The organism is Nocardioides hankookensis, from assembly GCF_042658885.1.
Taxonomy (GTDB): Bacteria; Actinomycetota; Actinomycetes; order Propionibacteriales; family Nocardioidaceae; genus Nocardioides; species Nocardioides hankookensis.
Genome location: NZ_JBHSRJ010000008.1, coordinates 18,372 through 34,577, shown reverse-complemented (window position 1 = coordinate 34,577; position 16,206 = coordinate 18,372). Strand labels below are relative to the sequence as shown.

The window sequence follows — 16,206 nt, the reverse complement described above, 5'->3', positions numbered from 1 at the left end:
CGGTACGGCGTGCCACCCCCTAGATTTGTCCGCATGCCGTCCAAGCCGCCCGCGGTCGAGATCGAGGTCGACAACCGGGTGGTGCGGATCAGCAACCCGGACCGGGTCTACTTCCCGGAGTCGGGCGCGACCAAGCTCGACCTGGTCGAGTACTACCTCGCCGTCGGCCCGGGCATCGTCAACGCGCTCTTCGAGCGCCCGTGCATGCTGCACCGCTTCCCGAAGGGACTGGCGGGGGACAAGGTCCACCAGAAGCGGCTGCCGAACGGCGCCCCGCCCTGGGTCGAGACCGTCCAGCTGCACTTCCCGCGCTGGAACCGCACCGCCGACGAGCTCTGCGTCACCGAGCTCGGCTCGGTGATCTGGGCCGTCCAGATGTCGACCGTCGAGTTCCACCCCTGGAACAGCCGGCGCGAGGACACCGAGGTCCCCGACGAGTGGCGCATCGACCTCGACCCGGGCCCCCTCAGCGACTACGACCAGGTCCGCCGCGTCGCGCACGTCGTCCACGAGGTGCTCGACGAGCTCGGTGCCGTCGGCTACCCCAAGACCAGCGGCAGCAAGGGGATGCACGTCTACGTGCGGATCCGGCCCGAGCACGGCTTCAAGCAGGTACGCCGGGGCGCGCTCGCCTTCGCGCGCGAGATCGAGCGCCGGATGCCCGACGACGTCACCACGCAGTGGTGGAAGAAGGACCGCGACCCGCACCACCTCTTCGTCGACTACAACCAGAACGCCCGTGACCACACGATCGCCGCGGCGTACTCCGTGCGCGGCCTGCCCGATGCCCGGGTCTCCACGCCGATCAGGTGGGATGAGGTCGACGACGCCGACCCGCACGACTTCACCATCTTCACCGTGCCGGCCCGTTTCGCCGAGCTCGGCGACCTGCACGCCGACATCGATGACCAGGTCTTCGACATCACGCCGCTGCTGGAGTGGGCCGCGCGCGACGAGGCGGCCGGTGCTGAAGCTCCGGCCGAACCCGAGGAATGACCCGTTCCGGTGGCTCCTAGCCGAGGATCTCCGCGCGCCGCAGCCGCACCATCTCGACGAGGACCTCGTCGGGCACCGGGTGGTCAGGCGTGCACTGCACCCCGCCCTTGGTGAGCGTGAAGCCGTCGAGCCGGTCACTGACGGCGGTGACGATGGTCGAGCTGAACGGGTAGACCCCGATGTGGGCCTTCGCGCGGTTGAGGCCGAGCAGCGGCTTCCCTGCGCACTTCCACGCGGGCATGCCGTACGACGTGCCCTCCTCCGCGTCCGGCGCGGCGTCGAGCACCAGGTCGCGGACGTGGTCGCGGAACTCTTCGTACGTGGCCACGGAGCCACGCTAGGCCCTCACTAGACTCCCGCCCGTGGGACACATCCAGATCACGCCGAGCATCCTCAACGCCGACTTCGCCCGCCTGGGCGAGGAGGTCGCGCGGATCGGCAGCGCCGACTGGGTGCACGTCGACGTGATGGACAACCACTTCGTGCCCAACCTGACGTTTGGGCCGACCATGGTCGAGGCGCTCGCCCGCTCGACCGACGTACCCCTCGACGCGCACCTGATGATCGAGGACGCCGACACCGAGGCGATGGCGTACGTCGAGGCCGGTTGCGGCTCCGTCACCTTCCACGTCGAGGCCGCGAACGCCCCGGTGCGCCTCGCCCGCGAGATCCGCGCCCACGGCGCGCGGGCCAGCATGGCGCTCAAGCCGGCGACCCCGATCGACCCCTACGAGGACCTGCTCGCCGAGCTCGACATGGTGCTGATCATGACCGTCGAGCCGGGCTTCGGCGGCCAGAAGTTCCTCGACCTCTGCCTGCCGAAGATCCGCCGCGCCCGCGAGCTGATGGACAGGCACGGCGTCGAGACCTGGCTCCAGGTCGACGGCGGCGTCAGCCTCGAGACGATCGAGCGCTGCGCCGAGGCCGGCGCGGACGTCTTCGTCGCCGGCTCGGCCGTCTACTCCGCCGACGACCCCGACCGGATGATCGGCGAGCTGCGCGCGAAGGCACAGTCCGCGATGTGACCCGTCCCACGGCCTGGCTCGGTGGGCTCTGTGGCAGACTCGACCCGACGAGTTTTCAACTCGCGTGCTCTGGGGTCGGTGTAATTCCGAGCCGGCGGTGACTGAGAGATCAGAAGTCCGCGACCCGGTCACAGCCAGTGACCGGTTGACCAGGTGAGAATCCTGGACCGACGGTGAAAGTCCGGATGGGAAGCGCACGCAGGTGTCGTCACGCGTACGTCGTACGTGTGCGACCCGTCCAGCCCCGGAGTCCGTGAACGGACATGAGGGGCCCCGCATGAGCACCACCGCAGCCGAGCAGGCGGCGATGCGTCGCGCCCTCGAGCTGGCGGCCACCCCCGGCGTCCCGCTCGGCCCCAACCCCCGCGTGGGCTGCGTCCTGCTGGCCGACGACGGCAGCACGGTCGCCGAGGGCTTCCACCGCGGCGCCGGCACCCCCCACGCCGAGGCCGACGCCCTCGCCACGGCGGGCGATCGCGCCCGCGGCACCACGGCGGTCGTCACCCTCGAGCCCTGCAACCACACGGGCCGCACCGCTCCCTGCGCGCAGGCGCTGGTCGCCGCGGGCGTACGCCGTGTGGTGTTCGCGCAGTCCGACCCCAACCCGGCCGCCGCCGGGGGGGCCGACACGCTACGCGCAGCCGGCATCGAGGTCGAGGCGGGTGTCCTGGTCGACGACGCCCGGACCCTCAACCGGGTCTGGACCTTCGCGGTCGAGCACGGTCGCCCGTTCGTCACCTGGAAGTTCGCCACCACCCTCGACGGCCGCAGCGCCGCTGCCGACGGCACCAGCCGCTGGGTGTCCAGCCTCGCCGCGCGGCGCGACACCCACCGGCTGCGCGCGCTCTGCGACGTGATGCTCGTCGGCACCAACACGGTCGCCGTCGACGACCCGCTGCTGACCGTCCGCGACGACCACGACCAGCCGCTCGCGACCCAGCCGCTCCGCGTGGTCATGGGGGAGCGCGACCTCGACCCTGGTCGCCGCATCTTCAACGCGGACGCGGAGAGCCTCCACCTCCGCACCCGCGACCCGAAGGAAGCCCTCACCCAGCTCTACGCCCGCGACCGTCAGCACGTCTTCCTCGAGGGCGGCCCGACCCTCGCGGCGGCGTTCGTGCAGGCCGGGCTCGTCGACGAGATCGTCGTCTACGTCGCCCCGATGATCCTCGGCGCCGGCCGCTCCGCCGTGGCCGACCTCGGAATCACCACCATCGCGGACGCGTTGCGTCCCCGCATCACCGACATCACCGTGCTCGCCGGAGACCCCGACGGCAACGTCCGGTTCACGCTGGCACCAGGAGAGGACTGACATGTTCACCGGCATCGTCGAGGAGCTCGGCACCGTCGCCGCGATCGAGGACCAGGGCGACGCGATCCGCCTCAGCATCCGCGCCACCACCGTCCTCGAGGACGCCGGCCTCGGTGACTCGATCTCCGTCAACGGCTGCTGCCTGACGATCACGACGTACGACGCCGACACCTGGACCGCCGACGTCATGCAGGAGACGCTCGACAAGACCAGCCTGTACGGCGTCCGCCCCGGCGACCGGGTCAACCTGGAGCGCGCGGTCACCGCCGACAAGCGCCTCGGTGGCCACATCGTCCAGGGCCACGTCGACGGCGTCGGCACCGTCGTGAGTCGCACCCCCAGCGAGCACTGGGAGGTCGTCGAGATCTCACTGCCGAGGGAGCTGAGCCGCTACCTCGTCGACAAGGGCTCGATCACCGTCGACGGCGTCAGCCTGACGGTCGTCGAGGCGGGCAGCGACCGGTTCACGGTCAGCCTAATCCCCGAGACCCTTGCCCGCACCACGCTCGGCACCCGGCAGCCCGGCGACCGCGTCAACCTCGAGGTCGACGTCATCGCCAAGTACGTCGAGCGGCTGCTGCCCTACGCGAAGGAGCAGGCATGAGCACGCTGGCCTCGTTCTACGACGCCCACCTGACGATCGCCGGGCACCCGATCACCTGGCGCGAGATCCTCGGCAACGCGTTCGGCTTCGCGTCGGCCGTCGGCGGCCTGCGCCGCCGGGTCTGGGCGTGGCCGGTCGGCATCGTCGGCAACGTGCTGCTCTTCACCGTCTTCATCGCCGCGACGTTCGACGCCCAGGCCCAGCAGCCGCTCTTCGGCCAGGCCGGGCGCCAGGTCTTCTTCATCATCACCAGCATCTACGGCTGGCAGCGCTGGCAGCAGGCCAAGCGCGCCCACGGCGGCGGCGACGTCCCCGCCGTCGACCCGCGCTGGGCGACCGCCCGCGAGCGGGTCGCCTACCTCGTCGCGGCGGCCGCGGGCGTGCTCGTCTGCCAGTGGGTCTTCTCCGTCGTCGGTGCCGGCTGGCCCGCACCACGCTGGTACTACTGGTGCGACGCCTGGATCTTCGTCGGCTCGATGCTGGCGACGTACGCCATGGCTCGCGGCTGGAACGACTTCTGGCTCGCCTGGATCGCCGTCGACCTGGTCGGGGTGCCGTTGCTGTGGCACTCCGGCTACTACCCCTCCGCGATCCTCTACGTCTTCTACGGCGGCCTCTGCGTCGCCGGCTTCGTCACCTGGCTGCGGGCGACCACCGCCGCGCCCGAACAGCCGCTCCGAGAGAAGGTCCCCGCATGACCCAGCACGAGCACGAGAACGTCCGGCTCGACACCGTCGAGCGCGCGATCGCCGACATCGCGGCCGGCAAGGCCGTCATCGTCGTCGACGACGAAGGCCGCGAGAACGAGGGCGACATCATCTTCGCCGCCAGCAAGGCGACCCCGGACCTGATGGCGTTCACGATCCGGCACAGCAGCGGCGTCATCTGCGTCCCGATGCCGGCCGACATGCTGGACCGCCTCGAGATCCCGCTGATGACCCCGCACAACAAGGACAAGCTGCGCACGGCGTACACGATCTCGGTCGACGCCCGCGACGGCGTGAGCACCGGCATCTCCGCCGCCGACCGGGCACACACCGCCCGGGTGCTCGCCGACTCGGCGACCGAGCCGTGGGAGATCACCCGGCCCGGCCACGTCTTCCCGCTGCGCTACCGCGAGGGCGGCGTGCTCGTCCGCCGCGGCCACACCGAGGCGGCCGTCGACCTGGCCACCCTCGCCGGGCTCACCCCCGCCGGCGTGCTGGTCGAGGTCGTCAACGACGACGGCACCATGAAGCGCGCCCCCGAGCTGCGCGAGTTCGCCGACGAGCACGGACTGGCGATGATCTCCATCGACGACCTGGTCCGCTACCGGCGCCGCCACGAGAACCTCGTCGAGCGGGTCGCCGAGACCCGGCTGCCCACCCGCCACGGCGACTTCACGGCGTACGGCTACCGGATCACCGTCGACGACTCCGAGCACATCGCCCTCGTGTACGGCGACGTGTCCGGCCCCGAGCCCGTCCTGACGCGGGTGCACTCCGAGTGCCTGACCGGCGACGTCTTCGGCAGCAGCCGCTGCGACTGCGGCCCCCAGCTCGACGAGGCGCTGGAGCGCATCGTCGCGGAGGGCCGCGGCGTGGTCGTCTACCTGCGCGGGCACGAGGGCCGGGGGATCGGGCTGGTCGCCAAGCTGCAGGCCTACCAGCTCCAGGACGGCGGCCGCGACACCGTGGACGCCAACCTCGACCTCGGCCTGCCGGCCGACGCGCGCCACTACGGCACCGCGACCCAGGTGCTGCGCGACCTCGGCGTCACCAACGTCCGGCTGATGACCAACAACCCCGACAAGGTCGACAACCTCGAGGACTTCGGCGTCCACGTCGCCGAGCGGGTGGCGCTGACGCCGCACCCCAACGACCACAACCTCGCCTACCTGCTGACCAAGCGGGACCGGATGGGCCACGATCTCCCCAACCTCGCTGCCGAGGCAGCCGACCTCGCGAACGGAGCCTGACATGTCCGGAGAAGGAGCACCCGACCAGGAGGTCTTCGACGCCAGCGGCCTCAAGGTCGCCATCGTCGCGGCCAGCTGGCACACCCAGGTGATGGACGGCCTGCTCGGCGGCGCCCAGCGCGCGCTCGCGGAGTACGGCGTCACGCAGCACCGCACCGTCCGGGTGCCCGGCACCTTCGAGCTCCCCGTCGTCGCGAGCGCCCTCGCCGCGCAGGGGTACGACGCGGTCGTCGCCCTCGGCGTCGTGATCCGCGGCGGCACGCCGCACTTCGACTACGTCTGCAACGCCGCCACCGACGGGCTGGTCCGCGTCGGCCTCGACCACACGGTCGCCGTCGGCTTCGGCGTGCTCACCTGCGACAACGACCAGCAGGCCTTCGAGCGAGCCGGCCTCCCGCACTCGCGCGAGGACAAGGGCTACGAAGCCACCTCGGCCGCGCTGCTCACCGCCCGGACCCTGGCGTCGGTGAGGACCGGCACGCCGTAGGCTCTCTGACCGTGAAGACGTTCGACGAGCTCTGGACCGAGCTGAGCGAGAAGGCCCGGTCCCGCCCCGAGGGATCCGGCACCGTGCGCGAGCTCGACGCCGGGGTCCATTTCATCGGCAAGAAGCTGGTCGAGGAGGCCGCCGAGTCGTGGATGGCCGCGGAGCACGAGGGCCGGGAGCGGGCAGCCGAGGAGATCAGCCAGCTGCTCTACCACGCCCAGGTGCTCATGCTCGCGACCGGCATCGAGCTCGACGACGTCTACGCCCACCTGTAGGAAGCCCACCATGTCCCTGAGAATCGCGGTCCCCAACAAGGGGTCGCTCTCGCAGTCGGCCACCGACATCCTGCGCGAGGCCGGCTACCGGCAGCGCGAGGACTCCAAGCAGCTGACCCTGATCGACACCGACAACGGCGTCGAGTTCTTCTACCTGCGCCCGCGCGACATCGCGCTGTACGTCGGCGAGGGCACCCTCGACGTCGGCATCACCGGCCGCGACCTGCTGCGCGACTCCGGCGCCAAGGCCGACGAGGTCACCGGCCTCGGCTTCGGTCGCAGCCGGTTCCGGTTCGCCGGGCCGCTCGGCGTCTTCTCCGACCTGAGCCAGCTCGCCGGCGCCCGCATCGCCACGTCGTACGTCGGGGTGGTGCGCTCGTTCCTCGAGGAGCACGGCATCGAGGCGACCGTCGTACGCCTCGACGGCGCCGTCGAGACCAGCATCAAGCTCGGCGTCGCCGACGTGATCGCCGACGTCGTCGAGACCGGCAGCACCCTGCGCCAGGCCGGCCTCGAGGTCTTCGGGGAGACGATCCTCGAGTCCGAGGCCGTGCTGGTCACCCGCGGCGGCTCGGTGCCGTCCGGCTTCGAGGTCTTCAAGCGCCGCATCGAGGGCGTCCTGGTCGCGCGCAGCTACGTGATGATGGACTACGACATCGAGGAGGCCCGGGTCAGCGCCGCCGTCGCCCTGACCCCCGGCATCGAGGGTCCGACCATCGCGCCCCTGCATCGCGAGGGCTGGGTCGCCGTCCGTGCGATGGTCCCGCGGGACGGGTCCCAGCGGCTGATGGACGAGCTCTACGACATCGGTGCCCGAGGCATCCTGCTCACCGACATCCATGCCTGCCGGCTCTGACCCGCGCCCGGCGCCGAGCCTCCCGAGCCTGCCCCACACCTGGCGTCCCTTCGGCGTCCGGATGGCCGGCACGGTCCTCGGCGCCGGCCTGCTCGTCGTGTGCGCGTTGACCTGGATCGGCTTCGACGAGGAGACCCAGGCGCGGTTCACCTGGTTCCAGCGCGGCACCGTCCTCGCCCTCGGCCTGCTGGCCTTCACGCTGTGGTTCGCGCTGGTGCGCTCGCGGGTGGTGGCCGAGCAGACCCGCCTGGTGGTCGTCAACGGCTACCGCCGCCGCGAGTTCGAGTGGGCCCAGCTGGTCGCCGTGCACCTGCCGCCGGGCGCGCCCTGGGCCACCATCGACCTCGCCGACGGCACCACGGTCGCCGCGATGGGGATCCAGGGATCCGACGGCGACCGGGCCAAGCAGGCGGTCCGCCAGCTCCGCAGGCTCGCCGAGCAGCAGACCAGATAGCAGCTCAGCGCCCGACGCCCACCGCCGTCAGCACCGCGGTGCCACCGTCGAGCACGCCGGGGACGGTGCCGTCACCCTCGCCCGCGCCGGGTGCCATGGTCGCCGGGTCGTCGGTCAGCCGAACCTCCCGGCAGCCGTAGTCGTCGACGACCACGCCCACGAGCCCGTCGTCGCCGGGGTAGACGACCATCCAGCGCGGCCCGAGGTCGGCGGTGCACATCCGGTCGCCGTCCTCGAAGGGCGCGACCTGCCCCAGCGCGTCGGTGAGGGCCGCGAGCTCCGGCTTCGCCACCGCGTCCGCGGGACCGTGCAGCACCCAGTTGAGCTCGGTCCCGCCGTCGGGGGTCTGGGCGGACTCCACGGGGTCGTACCGACACGTCCACGCCTGCCCCGGCGCTGGCAGCTGCGGGTGCTCCCGGGCGTCCTCCTGGGTGCCGAAGCCGTGCCCGTCCGGGTCGTCGCCCCGGGCGAGCTTCGGCGGGCACACCGTGTCGGGGTCGACGCTGGGAGACGTCGCCGCCGGGCCGGCGCCCGGGTCGTGGGCCTCGGACGACGAGCCGCCGCAGCCGGCGAGCACGGCCGTGAGCGCGGCGACGAACGGGAGCAGGACGGTGGGCCTCATGTCGGTGGGACGATGCCAGACCGGGACCGGTTCCCTCTAGGTCCGGATCACCAGGTCCACCCGGTCCCGGGTCCGGTGCCGGTCGAAGTGCTCCTGCTCGCCGACCGCCCACGCCTCCCAGTACGGCGCGAACGCCTCCCCGTCGCGGTCGAGCCCGCGAGCCATCCGTACGTCGCGCGCCGCCTCGACCCAGACGAGCACGGTCACCAGGTCGGCGACCCCCTGTGACCCGGACCCGACGCCCTCGAGCACGACCAGCGGGACCGGCGCGACCGTCACGGTCTCGGCGTACGCCCCCGCGACCCAGTCGTAGCGGCGGTAGCTGCCGGCTCGACCGGCCGCGAGCGGCCGCAACAGCCCGTCGAGCTGGGCGTCCACCCGGGGCAGCCCGTCCCAGCCCTCGAAGAGGTCGTCCATGTGCACGAGCACCGCCATCGGGTCCGATCGGACGATCTCGGCGGCGAGGGTCGTCTTGCCGGAGCCGGACGGGCCGTCGACGCAGATCAACCGACCCGCACCGAGCGTCGCCGGACGAGACCGAGCGAGCTCGATGACGGCGGCAGCCTCAGAAGGCGAGCCCATGCCCGCGGTAGCTGGGCACCGAGTCGACGAACTCGCTGCCGGACAGCAGGTGCACCGTCAGCGCGTGCTCGAAGGGCTCGCCCGACTTGGCCGGCCGGAACCAGACCAGGTCGCCGACCTCCAGGAGGTCGGCGGGCTGCCCGGTGATCGGCGTCTGCACCTCGCCGGCGCCCTCGAGGGACGTGAGCTCCAGCCCGGCCGGCGCCCACGGCGTCGGCAGCCGGTCCGGGCCCGCCGCGCCGGAGGCGACGATGCCGCCGCCGTGCACGGTGACCATGCCCGGACCGGGGCGGCGTACGACGGGCAGCCCGAGGTACGACGCGGGCCGCGGCTCGAAGGACGCGTAGTGGTCGAAGAGGGTCGGCACGAGCAGGCCGGAGCCCGCCGCGATCTCGGTCGGGACCGGGTCGGCCGCGGTCGCCTGCACCGAGCCCGACCCGCCGGCGTTCCAGAACTCCAGGTCGGTGAGCTGACGGAGCTCGTGGTCGATCTCGCGGCGGCGTACGGCGAGCTGCGACATCGAGAGCGACTTCAGCCGGCGCACGATGGCCGAGCGGGCCTTGGCGGTCGGCACGGTGTCCTGGAGCCCGGCGACCTGTCCCTCGTAGGTCATCGCCCCGACGAGCCGGAACCCGTCGCGGCCGGTGATCTCCCGGGCCAGCGCGACGACGCCGGCGGTGTCCTGCAGCGGGGACCGCTTGGGGCCGACGTGCTTCCCGGCCAGCCGGAGCCCGGCGTCGACGTCGACGCAGACCCGCACCGGGATGTCGGAGGTGACCCGGACGCTGTCGATCACGTCGAGGTGCGCGGTGCTGTCGACCATCAGCGTGATGGCCGCGGCCGCCGCGGGGGAGGCGACCAGCTCGGCGAGCGCGCCGCGGTCGACGGTCGGGTAGGCGACGACGATGTCGTCGCTGATCCCCTCGGCGTGCAGCCAGAGGGCCTCGCGGAGGGTGAAGCCCAGGACGCCGTGGAACCCGTCGTGGGCCAGCGCACGCTCGACCAGGGCGGGGATCCGCAGCGACTTCGACGCCAGCCGGATCGGCAGGCCGCCCGCCCGGCGCACCAGGTCGTCGGCGTTCGCATCGAACGCGTCGAGGTCGACCACGAAGATCGGCGTCGGGAGCGGCACCCCGAGCTTGGCGACCGCGTCGCCGAGGCGCGTCCACAGCTGGTTGCGGTCCGCGGGAGACGCCGCGCTCACTTGATCCCTCGCTTGCGCAGCAGCGCCTCGATGTCGGCCATGTCGTCATCTTCGGCCAACGCGGGCCGGCCCTTGCCACCGGGTCCGACTGGCGGGAGGGACCGCCGTTCCTCCGCCGGCCCGACCTCGCGCGCCCGCAGCCGTCCGGACACCCCGATGAGCACCACCGACACGCCCGCGAGCACGATCCCCAGCCACACCACCGGGCTCCAGACCAGGTGTCCCGCCCAGTCGCTGATCTCGCCGGCGATCCCGGTGAACATCTGCAGCGTCTTCGTCAGGTACGCCGCCAGCGGCAGCAACGTGAACCCGAGGGCACGCGTCCCGGAGGCCAGTCCGCGGTTGCGGAAGGCGAACCAGGTCCAGATGCCGCCGGCCACCGTGAGGCTCAGGGTGAGTGCCGCCCATGCTGCGTCGTCCACGACACCCAGCGTCCCACACGGGAGGTGAGGGTCGGCTGATTCGGAACTCGGGCCGTCGCCGTCCAGAATGGGACCGTGCTCGAGCCCGACCCGACCCACTCCCGCGTCATCCCCGACCCCGGGTTCGCGGGCGACGACGGCTCGGCCGCGCCGGAGCTCGCCGCGGCCCTGGCCGCCTGGCAGGACGACAGCGCGGCGTACGCCGAGGCGCTCGGCGCCCTCCAGCGCTCCCGCGTCGTGGTCCCGGTCGTCGCGGTGCTCGGCGAGGTCGAGCACGACGACGCCGGCCTCGCCCGGGAGAAGGACAGCGACATGGCAACCGTCCTGGTGCAGGGCGCCGACGGCCGGCTCGCGCTCCTCGCCTTCACCGGCACCGCCGCCCTCGCCGCGTGGAGCCGCGAGGCCCGACCGGTCCCGGTGACGGCCCAGGTCGCGGCCCGCTCGGCACTGCAGGACGGTGCCGCCGCGCTCGTCGTCGACCTGGCCGGGCCGGTGCGTTTCGTCGTCGAGGGCGACGACCTGCGTGGTCTCGCCGAGGGGTGGACGCTTGCGCGGGTGGCCGGGGGAGTCGCCTGGATTCGGCCCGAGCGGGAATCTTCGGCTAGCATCCTGCGTTGACCGATCAGTTCCGACCCGACCGTCCGCGGTGGAGCCGGAGCAGATCTCACAAGCGGAGCCAGCAGCATCGTCTCCCACCCGCATCGACCGCCCCAGCAATGGGTCAGCACCACAGGTCGTCGGGTCCGGTCCCGAAGGCATGGCCTGCGGCGTTGGACGCGTTCCTCACCGTGAGCCTGATCGTCTTCGATGGCACTCCCACGGCGTGGGAGGCGCCGCGACTGGCTTCCGCTTGCACAAGCGGAAGCCTTTGTTGATTTCGGACCTCCTCGGGAGGCCGGTGCCGGCGGGGACTTCCGGTCACATGGCCACCAGGAGGACACATCAGCACCGAGCTGCGCATCAACGACAGGATCCGGGTTCCCGAGGTCCGACTCGTTGGACCCAACGGGGAGACGGTCGGCATCGTGCCGACCGACCAGGCCCTGAAGCTCGCCCAGGAGGCTGACCTCGACCTCGTCGAGATCGCCCCGCAGGGCAAGCCGCCAGTCTGCAAGCTCATGGACTACGGCAAGTTCAAGTACGAGAACGCCCAAAAGGCTCGCGAGGCCCGTCGCAACCAGACGAACGTGATCATCAAGGAGATGAAGCTTCGTCCGAAGATCGACGCGCACGACTACGAGACCAAGAAGGGTCACGTCGTGCGGTTCCTGCGCGCCGGCGACAAGGTCAAGATCACGATCATGTTCCGCGGTCGCGAGCAGCACCGGCCCGAGCTGGGCTTCCGGCTGCTCCAGAAGCTGGCCGAGGACGTGACGGAGCTGGGCTTCGTCGAGTCGGCGCCCAAGCAGGACGGCCGCAACATGATCATGGTGCTCGGCCCGCACAAGAAGAAGGCCGACGCCAAGGTCGAGATGAAGGCGGAGAAGGAGTCGCGCGCCGCCGAGCGTGCGGCCCACGAGGCGGAGGAGCGCGCGGAGCGCGACGCCGCCCACGCCGCCGGGCCGGTCGCACAGAAGAAGGAGCGCGGGCGCTCCGAGAACCTCGATCCCGAGATCGAGGCCTGATACCTCGGCGGTCCCCAGGCCGCCGGAACCACGCGGGTGGTCGCGCCAGCCGCGAGCACGCCAGCAGGACGAGAAGAGAGAGCAGAGATGCCGAAGAACAAGACGCACTCCGGTGCGAGCAAGCGCTTCCGGGTGACCGGGTCCGGCAAGATCCTTCGCGAGAAGGCCGGCAAGCGTCACAACCTCGAGAAGAAGCCCTCGAAGGTCACCCGCCGCATGACGGGCACCGTCGAGGTCGCGAAGTCCGACGTCCCGCGCGCGAAGAAGATGCTCGGTCTCTGACCAGCCCCACCCTTCGGTGGTCGAGCTCGTCGAGACCCCCGCACCCAAGAAGTCTTAGCAACAAGGAGTAAATCAGTGGCACGCGTCAAGCGGGCGGTCAACGCCCAGAAGAAGCGCCGGGTCGTCCTCGAGCGGGCCAGCGGCTACCGCGGTCAGCGCTCGCGCCTGTACCGGAAGGCCAAGGAGCAGGTCACCCACTCGCTGGTCTACAGCTACAACGACCGGCGCAAGAACAAGGGCAACTTCCGCAAGCTGTGGATCCAGCGGATCAACGCTGCGGCCCGCGCCCAGGGGATGACCTACAACCGCTTCATCCAGGGCCTGAACCTGGCCGGCATCGAGGTCGATCGCAAGATCCTCGCCGACCTGGCCGTCAACGACGTCGCCGCGTTCAACACGCTGGTCGAGGCCGCCAAGGCCGCCCTGCCCGAGGACGTCAACGCGCCCAAGGTCTCCGCCTGAGCCAGATGCAGCCCCTGGTCGCGAGCAACGCTCGCGTCAAGGATGCTCGCAAGTTGAGCCGCCGCTCGGAACGTTTCGAGCGGCGGCTCTTCCTTGCCGACGGCCCGAAGGCCGTCGAGGGTGCCCTCGAGGTGCCGGGCTGCGTCGTCGAGGTGTTCGCCACCGAGGCAGCCACCCAGCAGTACGCCGACCTCGCGTCGGTCGCCCCGCAGTGGACGGTCGTCGAGGACCGCGCGCTCGCCTCGCTCAGCGACAGCGTCACCCCGGCCGGCGTGGTCGGGCTCTGCCGCTTCCTCGACCGGCCCGTCGAGCACGCCCTCGACGCTGCCCGACTCGTCGCGCTCTGCGCCGACGTACGCGACCCCGGTAACGCGGGCACCGTGATCCGGTGTGCCGACGCCGCGGGCGCCGACGCCGTCGTGCTCGCCGGTCACTCGGTCGACGCCTACAACCCGAAGACGGTCCGCGCCAGCGTCGGCAGCCTCTTCCACCTGCCGGTCGCGATCGAGCCGGACCCCGCCGTCGCCGTGCGCGCCGCGCAGGCCGCCGGCCTCCAGGTGCTGGCCGCCGACGGCGCCGGCGAGGTGGATCTCGACCACGCCGACGAGCTGCTGGCCGCGCCGACCGCCTGGCTCCTCGGCAACGAGGCGTGGGGCCTCCCGACCGAGCTCGCGGAGCTCGCCGACCACCGGGTCCGGATCCCGATCCACGGCCGCGCCGAGAGCCTCAACCTCTCGACCGCGGCCGCCCTGTGCCTCTACGCGTCGGCCCGGGCGCAGCGTCGGTAGCCCCCCGGACCGCTGCCCGTAGGGTGATCGGCATGCAGCCCGCCGACCTCGACCTGCTCGCCGACGGCGTGGTGATCGCGGACGGCAGCGGTGCGGTGACCGCGGTCAACGCGGTCGCGGCCCGCTGGCTGGGTGCTGACCGGGCGGCCGTCGTCGGCCGTCCTCTCAGCGACGTGCTCGCCCTGCAGGACCATGAGGGCCGGGACTGGTGCTCGTTCAACTGCCCGTACGACGGCCTGCCGACCCGCTCCGCCGTGCCCGAGCAGGCGTGGCTGCTGCCGGACGGCACCGAGGTCCTCGTCGTGGCCCGGATCCACCGACCCGCGCTGGACCAGCCGGTGGCCGGGGTCGCCGTCAGCCTGAGGTCCGGTCGCGGCCGCGACCGCCTGGACCGCGAGCGCTCCGACCTCGTCGCCACCGTCGCCCACGAGCTGCGCTCGCCCCTGACCGGGGTCAAGGGCTTCGTGCAGGCGCTCCTGAACCGCTGGGACAAGCTCAGCGACGACCAGAAGAAGCTGATGCTGACCACGGTCAGCGTCGACTCCGACCGCCTCAGCCGGTTGATCGCCGAGCTGCTCGACGTCGCCCGCATCGACACCGGACGGCTCCAGCTCTACCCGCGCCCGTCCGACGCCGGCGTGCTGGTGCGGCGGGTCGTCGAGTCGGTCGCGGCCGGCACCAGCCGACCGATCGAGCTCGACATCGGCGAGAGCCTCCCCGAGATCACCGTCGACCCCGACAAGTTCACCCAGGTGGTGACCAACCTCGTGGAGAACGCCGTACGCCACGGCTCCGGCGCCGTCCGGGTGAGCGTGACCGCCGAGGAGCCGGGTGTCCGGGTCCGTGTGGAGGACGAGGGCGAGGGGATCTCGCCCGAGATGCGGCGGCGGGTGTTCACGAAGTTCTGGACCGGCGGCGGCCGCGGTGGCTCCGGGCTCGGGCTCTACCTCGTCAACGGTCTGGTCAAGGCACACGGCGGCACCGTCGCCATCGGCGACGCCGAGGGCGGCGGCGCCCGGATCGACGTCGAGCTGCCCGCAACCGGCGCAGGGTAGCCACGACCGGGAACCGGGTCGCTGGGACGGCGACCGGCTCCCTAGACTCGCACTCGGCAGTATCCATCGTCACGCGAGAGGCGCTCCGTGTCCGGACCGAACACCGATTACGACCCCGTGGAGGTCACCCCGTTGAAGCCCGAGGAGGTCGAGGCATCCCGTGACGCCGCCCTCGCGGCGATCGCGGCCGCGCAGGACCTCGCGGAGCTGAAGCAGGTGCGGATCGACCACACGGGCGACCGGTCCCCGCTGGCCCTCGCCAACCGCGAGATCGGCGCGCTGCCACCGCAGGCCCGCAAGGAGGCCGGCCAGCGGATCGGCCAGGCACGCGGTGCCGTCAACCAGGCGCTCGCGGCGCGGCAGGCCGTGCTCGAGGCCGAGCACGAGGAGCGGATGCTCGTCGAGGAGACCGTCGACGTCACGCTGCCGACCGACCGGGTGCCCACCGGCGCCCGGCACCCGCTCACCACGGGCGCCGAGCTGATCGCCGACATCTTCGTCGCGATGGGCTGGGAGGTCGCCGAAGGCCCGGTCATCGAGGCCGAGTGGCTGAACTTCGACGCGCTCAATCTCGGCCCGGACCACCCGGCGCGGACCATGCAGGACACGTTCTGGACCGAGCCCGCCGACAACCACCTCGTGCTGCGCACCCACACCTCGCCGGTGCAGGCGCGCACGATGCTCACCCGCACGCCCCCGATCTACGTCGTCTGCCCCGGTCGCGTGTTCCGCACCGACGAGTACGACGCCACGCACAGCCCCGTCTTCCACCAGGTCGAGGGCCTGGCCATCGACGAGGGCATCACGATGGCCAACCTCAAGGGCACGCTCGACCACTTCGCCGCGTCCATGTTCGGCGAGGGCATCAACACGCGCTTCCGCCCGTCGTACTTCCCCTTCACCGAGCCGAGCGCCGAGGTCGACCTGGTCTGCTTCGTCTGCCGCGGTGCCGGCGTCCTCGACGGCGCGCCGTGCCGCACCTGTCGCGGCGAGGGCTGGATCGAGTGGGGCGGCTGCGGCGTCGTCAACCCGCGCGTCCTGGCCGCCTGCGGCGTCGACAGCGAGCGCTACACCGGCTTCGCCTTCGGCATGGGCATCGACCGCACGCTGATGTTCCGCCACGGCATCGAGGACCTGCGCGAGCTCTTCGAGGGCGACATCCGCTTCACCACGGCATTCGGAACGGAACTCTGACGAC

General features: G+C 71.8%; 22 protein-coding genes and 1 riboswitch. Of the genes, 17 read left to right on the top strand and 5 right to left on the bottom strand.

Going from position 1 to position 16,206, the window contains the following annotated elements; translation table 11 throughout:
- Window positions 1–33 precede the first annotated feature (33 nt).
- Window positions 34–996, top strand: a complete 963-nt coding sequence (gene ligD / locus ACFPYL_RS17595) for a non-homologous end-joining DNA ligase (protein WP_379157153.1) — start codon at window positions 34–36, stop codon at window positions 994–996.
- A gap of 16 nt (window positions 997–1,012) precedes the next feature.
- Here ligD and ACFPYL_RS17590 read toward each other — a convergent pair whose 3' ends face one another.
- A complete protein-coding gene (locus tag ACFPYL_RS17590) occupies window positions 1,013–1,324 on the bottom strand; it encodes an iron chaperone (RefSeq protein ID WP_379157150.1) in 312 nt (103 codons plus the stop codon).
- Between the two features lie 34 nt (window positions 1,325–1,358).
- Here ACFPYL_RS17590 and rpe point away from each other — a divergent pair, with 34 nt between their 5' ends.
- From rpe to ACFPYL_RS17545, 9 genes are all read left to right on the top strand, one after another.
- On the top strand, window positions 1,359–2,021 hold the full coding sequence (gene rpe, locus ACFPYL_RS17585) for a ribulose-phosphate 3-epimerase (protein WP_379157147.1): 663 nt from the start codon (window positions 1,359–1,361) through the stop codon (window positions 2,019–2,021).
- Between the two features lie 60 nt (window positions 2,022–2,081).
- A riboswitch (FMN riboswitch) is annotated at window positions 2,082–2,223 on the top strand.
- A gap of 75 nt (window positions 2,224–2,298) precedes the next feature.
- Entirely contained in the window at window positions 2,299–3,333 is a 1,035-nt protein-coding gene (gene ribD, locus ACFPYL_RS17580; RefSeq protein ID WP_379157144.1) for a bifunctional diaminohydroxyphosphoribosylaminopyrimidine deaminase/5-amino-6-(5-phosphoribosylamino)uracil reductase RibD, read from the top strand.
- 1 nt (window position 3,334) lies between these two features.
- Entirely contained in the window at window positions 3,335–3,937 is a 603-nt protein-coding gene (locus tag ACFPYL_RS17575; protein ID WP_379157141.1) for a riboflavin synthase, read from the top strand.
- Entirely contained in the window at window positions 3,934–4,635 is a 702-nt protein-coding gene (locus ACFPYL_RS17570) for a nicotinamide mononucleotide transporter family protein (RefSeq protein WP_379157138.1), read from the top strand. The genes ACFPYL_RS17575 and ACFPYL_RS17570 overlap by 4 nt, the downstream gene beginning before the upstream one ends.
- Complete coding sequence (locus ACFPYL_RS17565) at window positions 4,632–5,894, top strand: bifunctional 3,4-dihydroxy-2-butanone-4-phosphate synthase/GTP cyclohydrolase II (RefSeq protein WP_379157135.1); 1,263 nt, start codon at window positions 4,632–4,634, stop codon at window positions 5,892–5,894. The genes ACFPYL_RS17570 and ACFPYL_RS17565 overlap by 4 nt, the downstream gene beginning before the upstream one ends.
- A gap of 1 nt (window position 5,895) precedes the next feature.
- Entirely contained in the window at window positions 5,896–6,381 is a 486-nt protein-coding gene (ribH, locus tag ACFPYL_RS17560; protein ID WP_379157132.1) for a 6,7-dimethyl-8-ribityllumazine synthase, read from the top strand.
- 11 nt (window positions 6,382–6,392) lie between these two features.
- Window positions 6,393–6,656, top strand: a complete 264-nt coding sequence (locus ACFPYL_RS17555; RefSeq protein ID WP_056159606.1) for a phosphoribosyl-ATP diphosphatase — start codon at window positions 6,393–6,395, stop codon at window positions 6,654–6,656.
- Window positions 6,657–6,666: 10 nt separating this feature from the next.
- Complete coding sequence (gene hisG, locus ACFPYL_RS17550; RefSeq protein WP_379157128.1) at window positions 6,667–7,512, top strand: ATP phosphoribosyltransferase; 846 nt, start codon at window positions 6,667–6,669, stop codon at window positions 7,510–7,512.
- Window positions 7,496–7,966: a PH domain-containing protein gene (locus ACFPYL_RS17545; RefSeq protein WP_379157125.1), complete on the top strand. Its 471-nt coding sequence runs from the start codon at window positions 7,496–7,498 to the stop codon at window positions 7,964–7,966. The genes hisG and ACFPYL_RS17545 overlap by 17 nt, the downstream gene beginning before the upstream one ends.
- 4 nt (window positions 7,967–7,970) lie before the next feature.
- Here ACFPYL_RS17545 and ACFPYL_RS17540 read toward each other — a convergent pair whose 3' ends face one another.
- From ACFPYL_RS17540 to ACFPYL_RS17525, 4 genes are read right to left on the bottom strand one after another with little or no spacing between them, the layout of a single operon-like run.
- Entirely contained in the window at window positions 7,971–8,588 is a 618-nt protein-coding gene (locus ACFPYL_RS17540; protein ID WP_379157122.1) for a hypothetical protein, read from the bottom strand.
- Window positions 8,589–8,624: 36 nt separating this feature from the next.
- A complete protein-coding gene (locus tag ACFPYL_RS17535) occupies window positions 8,625–9,170 on the bottom strand; it encodes a uridine kinase family protein (RefSeq protein ID WP_379157119.1) in 546 nt (181 codons plus the stop codon).
- Entirely contained in the window at window positions 9,154–10,374 is a 1,221-nt protein-coding gene (locus tag ACFPYL_RS17530) for an amino acid deaminase/aldolase (protein ID WP_379157116.1), read from the bottom strand. The genes ACFPYL_RS17535 and ACFPYL_RS17530 overlap by 17 nt, the downstream gene beginning before the upstream one ends.
- Window positions 10,371–10,796: a hypothetical protein gene (locus tag ACFPYL_RS17525; RefSeq protein ID WP_379157114.1), complete on the bottom strand. Its 426-nt coding sequence runs from the start codon at window positions 10,794–10,796 to the stop codon at window positions 10,371–10,373. The genes ACFPYL_RS17530 and ACFPYL_RS17525 overlap by 4 nt, the downstream gene beginning before the upstream one ends.
- Before the next feature lie 75 nt (window positions 10,797–10,871).
- Here ACFPYL_RS17525 and ACFPYL_RS17520 point away from each other — a divergent pair, with 75 nt between their 5' ends.
- The 7 genes from ACFPYL_RS17520 to pheS all read left to right on the top strand — a co-directional run bounded on the left by ACFPYL_RS17520 (window position 10,872) and on the right by pheS (window position 16,202).
- Window positions 10,872–11,414 carry an SseB family protein gene (locus ACFPYL_RS17520; protein WP_379157111.1) on the top strand — a complete coding sequence of 181 codons (543 nt, stop codon included), beginning with the start codon at window positions 10,872–10,874 and terminating at the stop codon, window positions 11,412–11,414.
- 323 nt (window positions 11,415–11,737) lie between these two features.
- On the top strand, window positions 11,738–12,421 hold the full coding sequence (gene infC / locus ACFPYL_RS17515) for a translation initiation factor IF-3 (RefSeq protein ID WP_235547968.1): 684 nt from the start codon (window positions 11,738–11,740) through the stop codon (window positions 12,419–12,421).
- An 87-nt stretch (window positions 12,422–12,508) separates the two neighbouring features.
- Window positions 12,509–12,703 (top strand): 50S ribosomal protein L35, encoded by a 195-nt coding sequence (gene rpmI, locus ACFPYL_RS17510; protein WP_379157108.1) that lies wholly within the window; start codon window positions 12,509–12,511, stop codon window positions 12,701–12,703.
- Between the two features lie 75 nt (window positions 12,704–12,778).
- Entirely contained in the window at window positions 12,779–13,165 is a 387-nt protein-coding gene (gene rplT / locus ACFPYL_RS17505) for a 50S ribosomal protein L20 (RefSeq protein WP_056159644.1), read from the top strand.
- A 5-nt stretch (window positions 13,166–13,170) separates the two neighbouring features.
- On the top strand, window positions 13,171–13,953 hold the full coding sequence (locus ACFPYL_RS17500) for a TrmH family RNA methyltransferase (RefSeq protein ID WP_379157105.1): 783 nt from the start codon (window positions 13,171–13,173) through the stop codon (window positions 13,951–13,953).
- A 32-nt stretch (window positions 13,954–13,985) separates the two neighbouring features.
- Window positions 13,986–15,008: a sensor histidine kinase gene (locus tag ACFPYL_RS17495; RefSeq protein WP_379157103.1), complete on the top strand. Its 1,023-nt coding sequence runs from the start codon at window positions 13,986–13,988 to the stop codon at window positions 15,006–15,008.
- An 87-nt stretch (window positions 15,009–15,095) separates the two neighbouring features.
- Complete coding sequence (gene pheS / locus ACFPYL_RS17490; protein ID WP_379157100.1) at window positions 15,096–16,202, top strand: phenylalanine--tRNA ligase subunit alpha; 1,107 nt, start codon at window positions 15,096–15,098, stop codon at window positions 16,200–16,202.
- Window positions 16,203–16,206 lie beyond the last annotated feature (4 nt).